The 9,705-nt window shown below is 39.4% G+C and carries 12 protein-coding genes and 1 pseudogene; 11 read left to right on the top strand and 2 right to left on the bottom strand.

Annotated features, from left to right (window positions below; all coding sequences use genetic code 11):
• Nucleotides 1–79: 79 nt before the first annotated feature.
• Both PGY05_RS16170 and PGY05_RS16165 read right to left on the bottom strand, forming a co-directional pair.
• The gene (locus tag PGY05_RS16170; RefSeq protein ID WP_005342831.1) at nucleotides 80–265 is read right to left on the bottom strand and encodes a DUF6440 family protein; all 186 of its coding nucleotides are present in this window, start codon (nucleotides 263–265) and stop codon (nucleotides 80–82) included.
• Nucleotides 266–328: 63 nt separating this feature from the next.
• Nucleotides 329–940, bottom strand: coding sequence for a class I SAM-dependent methyltransferase (locus PGY05_RS16165; RefSeq protein ID WP_161144462.1), 612 nt, complete (start codon nucleotides 938–940; stop codon nucleotides 329–331).
• A 585-nt stretch (nucleotides 941–1,525) separates the two neighbouring features.
• On the opposite strand from PGY05_RS16165, the gene PGY05_RS16160 reads away from it, so the two are divergent.
• The 11 genes and pseudogenes from PGY05_RS16160 to PGY05_RS16810 form a co-directional block, all read left to right on the top strand.
• Entirely contained in the window at nucleotides 1,526–2,350 is an 825-nt protein-coding gene (locus PGY05_RS16160; RefSeq protein WP_270476328.1) for a ParA family protein, read from the top strand.
• The gene (locus PGY05_RS16155) at nucleotides 2,307–3,254 is read left to right on the top strand and encodes a ParB/RepB/Spo0J family partition protein (RefSeq protein ID WP_270476325.1); all 948 of its coding nucleotides are present in this window, start codon (nucleotides 2,307–2,309) and stop codon (nucleotides 3,252–3,254) included. The genes PGY05_RS16160 and PGY05_RS16155 overlap by 44 nt, the downstream gene beginning before the upstream one ends.
• A 95-nt stretch (nucleotides 3,255–3,349) precedes the next feature.
• Nucleotides 3,350–3,676: a hypothetical protein gene (locus PGY05_RS16150; RefSeq protein WP_270476323.1), complete on the top strand. Its 327-nt coding sequence runs from the start codon at nucleotides 3,350–3,352 to the stop codon at nucleotides 3,674–3,676.
• A gap of 78 nt (nucleotides 3,677–3,754) precedes the next feature.
• The gene (locus PGY05_RS16145; protein ID WP_270476321.1) at nucleotides 3,755–4,468 is read left to right on the top strand and encodes a lantibiotic protection ABC transporter ATP-binding protein; all 714 of its coding nucleotides are present in this window, start codon (nucleotides 3,755–3,757) and stop codon (nucleotides 4,466–4,468) included.
• Complete coding sequence (locus PGY05_RS16140; protein ID WP_270377504.1) at nucleotides 4,461–5,192, top strand: lantibiotic immunity ABC transporter MutE/EpiE family permease subunit; 732 nt, start codon at nucleotides 4,461–4,463, stop codon at nucleotides 5,190–5,192. The genes PGY05_RS16145 and PGY05_RS16140 overlap by 8 nt, the downstream gene beginning before the upstream one ends.
• Before the next feature lies 1 nt (nucleotide 5,193).
• Nucleotides 5,194–5,934, top strand: coding sequence for a lantibiotic immunity ABC transporter MutG family permease subunit (locus PGY05_RS16135; protein ID WP_021737750.1), 741 nt, complete (start codon nucleotides 5,194–5,196; stop codon nucleotides 5,932–5,934).
• 14 nt (nucleotides 5,935–5,948) lie between these two features.
• Nucleotides 5,949–6,611 (top strand): response regulator transcription factor, encoded by a 663-nt coding sequence (locus PGY05_RS16130; protein ID WP_015559641.1) that lies wholly within the window; start codon nucleotides 5,949–5,951, stop codon nucleotides 6,609–6,611.
• Nucleotides 6,599–7,975, top strand: a complete 1,377-nt coding sequence (locus PGY05_RS16125) for a sensor histidine kinase (protein ID WP_270476319.1) — start codon at nucleotides 6,599–6,601, stop codon at nucleotides 7,973–7,975. Before PGY05_RS16130 ends, PGY05_RS16125 begins: the two co-directional genes overlap by 13 nt.
• A 197-nt stretch (nucleotides 7,976–8,172) precedes the next feature.
• Nucleotides 8,173–8,337, top strand: a complete 165-nt coding sequence (locus PGY05_RS16120; RefSeq protein ID WP_207718596.1) for a hypothetical protein — start codon at nucleotides 8,173–8,175, stop codon at nucleotides 8,335–8,337.
• Between the two features lie 123 nt (nucleotides 8,338–8,460).
• Nucleotides 8,461–8,985 carry a flavodoxin family protein gene (locus PGY05_RS16115; RefSeq protein WP_008119059.1) on the top strand — a complete coding sequence of 175 codons (525 nt, stop codon included), beginning with the start codon at nucleotides 8,461–8,463 and terminating at the stop codon, nucleotides 8,983–8,985.
• Nucleotides 8,986–9,139: 154 nt separating this feature from the next.
• Nucleotides 9,140–9,478: pseudogene (locus PGY05_RS16810) on the top strand (zinc-ribbon domain-containing protein); the annotation flags it as partial.
• Nucleotides 9,479–9,705: the final 227 nt, after the last annotated feature.

The raw sequence follows: 9,705 nt of genomic DNA, 5'->3' as shown, positions 1-9,705 counted from the left end.
TTACCATTTCTTTTATCATTCGCATAATATAGTCTTTTTCGTCTGTGAAATACATTTTTCACCTCCATAACTACCGATTTTACTTTGTAACTATGACTTTTCCTTCTGAATCCAGAAGAGGTGTAATAGCCGCTCCATATCCAGATTTCCAACAAAGATAGTTAACCCCAGTCTCCTTATCTACAAGGATTTGGCGAACTCCTTCATCCTTAAGCTGACTTCCGTCTCTAAATGTAACTTCAAATCTTTCTTCTTTCTTTGCCATGTTTATTTCTCCTTTTTTCAAGCGTTAAATTTAAATTTTCCTGTTATACAAACTAGAAATTGGCTATTTCGTTGCAACAATACTTATCCAATGATTTTTTGTATTTGAATACGTTTTTATCTCTGTAAAACCTGCTTCTTTCAAAGCAGCAATGAGTTGATCAGAGGTGTAAATCTTCATACCATCAATCAACTTTGTCCATTTTTCATCTGCGTCATTCGTTCCGTCAGATTCGTTACAAATCAGGAATGTCCCTCCGTTTTTCAGAACTCGATTTACCTCAAAAAAACATTTTTCCAATCCCGGCCAGAAGTAAACTGTCTCAAAAGCAGAAACATAATCAAAAACCGCATCAGGAAAAGGGATAGCAGAGACATCACCTTGAACCACGCAACATTTCCCTTGTTTAATGGCGGCGGCGTTCAGTTTTTGAGATTCTGCCACACTGACCTTCGAATAATCCATTCCTGTCACATGTCCATTTCCGCATTTGCCCAACCAGGCTACAATATTTGCACCGCCTCCGCAACCAACATCCAGTACCGCAGCGTCCGAATTCACTGAGATATTTGAGAATCCCCATTGTGATAACTTGGCGTGACCGATGTTCATCATCTTCGTCATCAATTTTCCGCCGAAGCCTTGTGGCTTACGAGTATTTTCAAAGAAGTTCATTGCATTATTCCTCCTCTTTAAATTCTAATTTGTTTCTATCTTTATTTCTTAATTATACACGGGATTTGAAGCTTTTTCTACTTATCTATTGTTCTAAAATCTCTCTCAAAAAAATAATAAAAAAAATTTATAAAAAATAGGGTGTCAAAAGTCTGAGCAATTCCAAATAAGTGAAGGGAGTAATTCCAATCAACAAAAATGGAACGCCTTCCTTTGAAATTTAAAACTGAATATACAGGTCACTAAGACGTTAATTCTGATGATAGCCACCTTATCGGGTACGCCATAACTTTTGTGGATGCAGAACAGCGAGAACTCCCGGTATGAGTGTCAGGTTGCTCCTGACATGGCGATGACAGTCAGAAAGATAATGATACTTCTCTAAGGAGCTGGCGGAGTACCCGGCAGAGGTTAGAATCCTATGATACAGATCAGCGGTCTGTTCCTTAGTGGCTTCCCATGAGCGATACGCTCGGCAAGGGGTGTTGAGAACAAATGTTGCCACGACCGTTTAGAAAATGAAACGGTCAGGTACATAGTCATTCTACAATGGCTATGAATATTCAGGAAAGGAGGACGCAAGAAGTGTCAAACTGCAAAACGATTGCTATCTGCAATCAGAAAGGCGGAGTAGGAAAGACCACCACTTCGGTCAATCTCGGAATCGGTCTTGCAATGCAGAGAAAGAAAGTATTACTTGTTGATGCAGATCCACAGGGAGATTTAACCACTTGTCTGGGGTGGCAGGATACGGACAGTCTGGGTATCACGCTTGCAACGAAATTAACAGATGTGATGAATGAAACGATGAATGACCCGATGGTTGGAATCCTGCACCATGATGAAGGAGTTGATCTTATTCCAGCAAACCTTGAGCTTTCAGCAATGGAGTATAACCTGATGAATGCCATGAGCAGAGAAACCACGATGAAAAATTACTTGAATCAGATTAAAGACAGATATGATTTTGTCGTGATCGACTGTATGCCATCGCTTAGTATGGTAACACTCAATGCTCTTTCGGCGGCAGACAGTGTGATTATTCCGGTTCAGGCTCAATATCTGCCAGCAAAAGGAATGACGCAGCTCGTGCAGACGATTTCAAGGGTAAAGAAGTATATCAATCCGGATATTAAGATTGATGGAATACTTCTGACTCTCGTAGACAGTCGGACTAATCTTGCTAAAAGTACGGTGGAAGCTCTGAGGGAAAACTTCGGGAATCATATTAAGATGTACCGGACATCTATCCCAATCGAAGTAAAAGCCGCAGAAGCTTCTTCAAAAGGCAAGAGCATTTATGGTTATGAGCCACGCAGTACGGTGTCAAAGGCTTACACCGCATTCACGAAGGAGGTGTTAGCAGATGGCAGGAAGAAAGAGCGACTTCACGCTCACGAAGCTCGATGACCTGTTTACCACGCAGGCTCAGAGAGAAGAAGAAAAGCTTTCCAAAATCCGGGATATTCCATTGGGGCTGATTGACGATTTCCCAGATCATCCTTTTAAAGTCAGGGATGATGAAGATATGTTACAGCTTATAGAGAGTATCAGGGACAGAGGGGTTATTACTCCGGCAACAGTCAGACAGAAGGAAGATGGGAGATACGAACTCATATCTGGTCATAGAAGAAAACGAGCCTGTGAACTGGCAGGTTTTCAAACACTTCGTTGTGAAGTTGTGGCTATGAGCAGAGATGAAGCCACGATTTTGATGGTAGAAAGTAATTTCCAACGCTCAAAGATACTTCCATCAGAAAAAGCCTTTGCTTATAAGATGCGTTTGGATGCCATGAAAAGGCAGGCGGGCAGACCGAGAAAAGAAAATTCGGACCCAGTGGGACCGAATTTAATTGGAACTCGTTCTAACAGTCTTTTGGCGGAGGAAACAGGAGAAAGCACGTCGCAGATTAAGAGGTTTATCCGTCTTACCTATCTTGTTCCTGAACTGCTTGAGTTTGTCGATCAGGATCGAATTAAAATGTGTCCGGCAGTGGAACTGTCTTATCTTGATGAGGATTGTCAGAGGGACATCGTGGATGAAATCGACATGAATGACGCTACACCGTCACACGATCAGACCATCCGTATGCGGAAGTTTTTTGAGGAAGGGAAACTCACGACCGAAGTTATTCAGGTAATCATGTCGGAGGAGAAGCCGAACCAAAAAGAAAAGATTACGCTCAGCATGGACAGGGTAGAGAAGTTTATTCCGAAAAATATCAAGATTAGCCAGAGGGAGGACTTTATCTGTAAGGCATTGGAGCATTATAACAAGTATCTCAGGCAGAGGGCAGACCGTGACAGCAGATAACGCTTTTCTTGTTCCCACTCCTCACACTCTACCCCTATAACCTACCGTTTACCTGCTGAAAATATATATTCTATCTCCATATTTATAACTATCTCATGGATATCATGAATGGAAGCTATGCCCAAACACATTTCCCTTGCAAGTTATGGGATGCAGGAGAAAAGGGACTTACATTATCTGCTTTTGAATGGGAGAAGGATAGAAAAACGCTGATATATGGGCAGATAGACTATATGTATGGAGAAGCACTTTATAAGCCTGAAATGAAAGAAGGAAATCCTATAAGGTTATATAGTTTGGATGAAATCACGGAGATATTCTGTAAATTAGGACTTCGTATTTGTAACAGCTTTGCTGATTTCAGTGGAAAGCCGAGTTCTGATAATGATATTCAATTGATGGTTTATTCCATACGGGAATAAATCTTCATCAAATCTTTATTTTTTTCTGTTAGGTTATATTTCAGTAAGAAATGAAATATAGAAGGAAGGATAGTAAAGATGGAAATGATGTTACAGACACAAAATCTATGTAAATATTTTAGAAAACAGAAAGCGGTAAATAATGTTTCACTTAATATCGAAAAGGGACAGATTTATGGACTGCTTGGACCGAATGGCGCTGGTAAATCTACCACATTGAAAATGCTGACCGGTATGATGAAACCAACTGCAGGAAAGATTTACTTTGATGGAAAACTTTTGGATAGGAAAGATTTATCAAAAATAGGAGCGTTAATTGAAAATCCGCCTATTTATGAAAATCTTTCCGCCAGAGAGAATTTGAAGGTAAGACAATTATTGCTTGGTACAGATGAAAACAGAATTGATGAGATCTTGCAGATTGTATCACTTACAAACACCGGAAAGAAGAAAGCAGGACAGTTTTCTTTGGGGATGAAGCAAAGACTAGGCATTGCAATGGCATTGCTTGGAGAACCGGAACTTTTGATATTGGATGAACCTACGAATGGATTAGATCCAATAGGCATCGAGGAATTACGAGAGCTGATCCGGTCTTTTCCGGAACAGGGAATCACTGTAATTCTCTCCAGTCATATTCTCTCAGAGGTACAGTTACTTGCAGATAAAGTCGGGATTATTTCAGGTGGAATCTTAGGATACGAAGGAGCATTAAAGCAGGGAGATAATCTTGAAGATTTGTTTATGAATGTGGTAAGAAAAAACCAGAAAGCAGGTGAAATCCATGGTTAATATTATAAAAGCAGAACATCAAAAAGCCAAAAGAACCATGCGAAAAAAGTTTATCTGGGGATTTCCTCTTCTTACATTTGTCATGGCATTTATATTTACTCTTGGGATGACAAATGCTTATGCAGAAAGTGTTTGGAACTGGTGGTATACACTTTTGCTGCCGGGGATGATTGCTCTATTTTGTTATCTTTCTGTGGCGCAGGAGAAAAAGATAAAATACTATCATTTAATGACTATTCCCACAGACAGAAGAAAATTGTTACTGGGGAAAATTATTTATATTGGGTGCATGATTTTGTTTTCTAATGTGATTGTGTTTGCAGGAGCAACGCTTGGAGGCTTTCTTCTAACGACACATGTTCCAGTTGGAGGAGCGTTGATTGCAGTATTGTTTCTGACGGTTTCTGAGTTATGGGAGATTCCGGTAGCTTTATTTTTAAGTGAACGATTTGGAATGATTGTAAACCTGTTCGTCTGCCTATTTATTACCGTCAGCGGTGTGGTAATATCACAAACCAGAATCTGGTATGTACTTGTTTCTGCAATCCCTATGCGAATGATGTGCCCGTTGCTTCATGTTTTACCAAATGGACTTGCCGCAGAAGCAGGGAACCCTCTTTTGGATACGGGAGTCATTGTTCCGGGAATGTGTCTCTCAATCATCTGGTTTGTTTTTGTAACGGTTCTGTTTTTGAAATGGTTTGAGAGAAGAGAGGTGAAATAAGATGATTGGAAGATCTCTTAATGCAGACTTGCGAAAGATGAAAGGAACATCTGTGATTCTGGCACACTTACTGATTCCGATTATAACCAGCGTTATATTTTTAATATATTACTTTTTTTCACCATGGAATGAAAATATGAAAGTGATTGCATTTTATCAGGCAATAGGAGCAGGACTTCCGGTACTTATTGGAATTTTTACAGCAAGTGTGATGGAACAAGAACAAAATGCAGGTAATTTTCAAAACCTGTTGTCTTTACCAGATAAACTTACAGCATTTTTATCGAAACTGTTGATGCTACTGGTTTTGTGTCTGTGCTCTATCCTATTGACAGCAATCATATTCGGAATTGGATTTGGAAGAATCGCATCAAGCGATATCGAAATCATGAAAGGATGTATATTTGCAGCATTGCTGCTGTGGGGAAGCAGTGTTCCACTTTATCTGTGGCAGCTGATTCTGGCTTTTCAGTTTGGAAAAGGGGTATCCATTGGAGCAGGGATTATATCAGGACTAATTAGTGCATTGATGCTTACCGGACTTGGAGATTATGTGTGGAAATATGTATTTGTCTGCTGGACGGGTAGAGTACCATATACTTATCTGCAATCTGTATTGGGAGAAACTAGTGTAGGTGAATGGTTGTCATTCATACCAGGTTGCTTAATATTTACAGGGATTAGTATGGTATACTATTTTTGGTGGGTAAACCACTGGGAAGGAAACAGAATATCGGAATAGAATCGAGGGAAACTATGGCAAAAATACTGGCAGTTGATGATGAACCGGCAATTTTGGAAATGATAGAAAGCATTTTGAATAAGGATGGACATCTGGTTACCAAAGTAAGTAATCCACTAAAAATTAATATGGAAGAATTACATCGTTATGACCTGATTTTACTGGACATTATGATGCCTGGAATTGACGGCTTCGAATTATGCAAAAGAATCAGGGCACTTGTGGATTGTCCGATTTTGTTTCTTACGGCAAAAACGGAGGAAAACAGTCTGGTAAACGGACTTTCTTTAGGAGCAGATGATTATATTTCAAAGCCATTTGGAGTGATGGAACTTCGAGCAAGGATCAATGCACATCTTAGAAGAGAGCACAGGGAACATTCTGTCCGAATGGTTTTGGGGAGGGTCTGTATTCAAATATCTCAAAAGAAACTATTGGTTGATGATAAGGAACTTCCTCTTACGAAAGCGGAGTACGAAATTTGTGAATTCCTGGCTAAAAACAGGGGACAGGTTTTCTCGAAAGAACAGATTTTAGAAGAGGTCTTTGGTTTTGACAGTGAGAGTAATGACAGTACCATTATCACGCATATCAAAAATATAAGAGCAAAATTTGCGGATTATGATTATACACCGATAAAAACAGTCTGGGGGATTGGGTATAAATGGGAAGAGTAAAGAGAAGCAATGCACTCAGCTGGATTTTTATGAGATATGTACTGGTCATGCTTGGATCATTAGTAGGTTTGGTGATTGTTGCTTGGCTGCTGCTGTACCTTTTGATTAGTGTGGGCTGTATCTATCCGGCGAATTATGCAGAGCAAAAGATTAATGAAGCATATGATACGATTTTGCATGCGGATAAAGTAACTGCTGAGATGATTCCTGCACTTTGTGATTATGTAATCTTTTCAGAGAATGGAGAGAAAATAGGTGGAGATCTGTCAGAACAATACGAACAGATAGCATGGAATGTTGCAAAGTACGGAAACGCATCCGGGAAATATTTTTATAAAGTAATTGTAAGGGAAAATGAATATGTTGTATTGCAATATCGCCTGACACCTCAATATCATTCAGCTTTTTTGAGGGAGCATTTTATAGGACCACAGAATGTGATGAGTATTATGTCAGTGATTGGAGCGGTAGCGATTATCATCATTCCGTCCATACGTTTTGGAAAAAGAATCAAAAAGCAGATGCAGCCTGTATTAGACGCAATCAGACAAATAAAGGATCAAAATCTGGAATATGAGACATCCTGTTCCGGTATCAAAGAGTTTGATGACTGTTTATCGGCAATCGATGATATGCGAGATGCATTGCGAGAATCTTTAGAAAAGCAGTGGAAAACAGAGCAGGAAAAGAAACAACAGATGTCTGCTTTGGCGCATGATATTAAAACACCTCTTACGATTGTACGGGGAAATGCAGAACTACTTTCAGAGACTGAACTGACCACAGAACAGAAGAATAATATCACTTATGTTTTGAACGGCACAACACAGATACAAAGTTATGTAAAACAGTTGATAGATGTCACAAAATCATGGAATTGCAGTGATGTTACCTATACAACGGTGAGGTTAGAAGATTTTTTCGCAGATATAAAGGAACAGGCACTCGGACTGGTAGAAATCTATCACCAGAAAATAGATTGGAAGGCGGGACAAAGTGATAAAAAGGTAACGATTGCTTATGATCCAATGTTCCGGGCCGTAATGAATATGATTCAGAATGCAGTGGAGCATACAAAAGAAAATGGAATCATTTATATTGACGCAAAGGAGCAGGATGGCCGGCTGACATTCATTGTGGAGGATAGCGGATCAGGATTTACAAAAGAAGCATTATTGCATGGCACAGAGCAGTTTTTTATGGATGACACAAGTAGAAATGGCGAAGCCCATTATGGGATGGGACTATTTTTTGCAAAAACTGTGGCTGAAAAATATGGTGGAGGTATTAAACTTTCAAATTCTGAAAATACAGGTGGGGCGAGGGTAGAAATATTTTTCCTGAGTAGTCAAGAAACAAGCTAAATAGACCGCAATTAAGCTATGTAAAAGAAATTTTACATGCTTTTATCTAATATGTAAAAGCCTTTTGATAGACATTACTACTACGTTTGCTGTAATCTCATGGAAGAAGGAGGCATACAGAATTATGATAGCTGATAAAATTAAAAATGCTCGTACTATTCTTTATTACATAACTATCATTATAGTTGTTCTCAAGTGTGGAGAAGCGTGAAAAGCAGATGAAGATGGATTCAGCGGTGGATGATATACGCAGAAGATTTGGATTTTACAGTATCCAGAGAGGGCTCATGTACCGGGACAGGATTCTGTCGGCAGTCAATGCAAAAGAAGAACACACAGTACAGTTGTTACGGACACACTGATCACGGGAAAGAAACGGGTGCGGATTTATTATTAAGTGCTTTTGAGATATTGATAAAATATGTGAAGAAAAATAAGCAGATAAATGGATTTAATATAAAAATCGGAAGTTGGAGGATACAAGCATGAAAATTGTAATCATTAATGGAAGTGCCAGAAAAGGAAACACGCTGACAGCAATCAATGCATTTATAAAAGGAGCATCAGAAAAGAATGAAATTGAAATCATTGAACCTGACAAACTCAACATTGCACCATGCAAGGGATGTGGTGTCTGTCAATGCTCTAAGGGATGCGTCGATAAGGATGATACAAATCCTACAATTGATAAAATTGCTGCCGCAGATATGATTCTTTTTGCTACACCAGTTTATTGGTGGGGAATGTCAGCACAATTGAAACTTATCATTGATAAGTGCTACTGCCGTGGATTGCAGTTAAAAAATAAAAAAGTTGGCACGATTGTTGTAGGCGGTTCTCCCGTAGACAGTATCCAGTATGAGCTGATTGATAAGCAGTTTGACTGTATGGCAAAATATCTTTCATGGGATATGCTTTTCAAAAAATCATATTACGCAACAGCCAGAGATGAACTTGAAAAAAACAAGGATTCCATGAACGAACTTGAGGGGATCGGAAAAAATTTATAAAGCACGTTCCAAATTCCAGTTTGCCAACTTGCCCTTTGAGAGAGGAGAAATCCTTTTCTCAAAGGGCTTTTTCTATTTATACAGATATTCGCAAACTACAAGATAAAGCTAAAACTTCATATACTCTAATCACAGAGGAAGTGGAGGTTTTGATATGAGTAACAGTTTAGCAGAAGTACACCCGGAGCTTGTTTCGGAGTGGTCGGAGAAGAACTTACCGCTTACACCTGATGACATTACTTTCGGTTCAAATAAAAAAGTATGGTGGAAAGGTGCTTGTGGTCACGAATGGAAGACAAGCGTTAAGGCTCGTTCCAATGGAGAGAAATACCCGATATGTTCCGGTGCGAGAGTGATTGCAGGGATTAACGATTTGGCAACATTAGAGCCGCTACTGGAAAAGCAGTGGTCGGAAAAGAATAAGATAAAACCGACAGAAGTTTCTATTGGTTCCCATAAGAAAGTGATTTGGAGATGTGAGAAAGGACACGAGTGGGAAGCTGCTGTTAAGAGCAGGACAATAAATAAAACGGGTTGCCCGTATTGCTCTCATAATAAAGTGTTGGCAGGATTTAATGACCTTGCAATGCTTCTGCCGGATATAGCTACCGAGTGGTCGGAGAGAAATTATCCGTTACTTCCAACTCAGGTTATAGCAACTTGTGGAACAATTAATCTGGATTATCGAAGTTTATATCACCATTTTGAAAACGGCTGTTT

The sequence above is a fragment of the Coprococcus sp. AF51-11b1 genome, assembly GCF_027682785.1.
GTDB classification, from domain to species: Bacteria; Bacillota; Clostridia; order Lachnospirales; family Lachnospiraceae; genus Allocoprococcus; species Allocoprococcus comes.
Note: the sequence above shows the minus strand (reverse complement) of the source record. Positions and strands in the feature narration are given on the sequence as shown.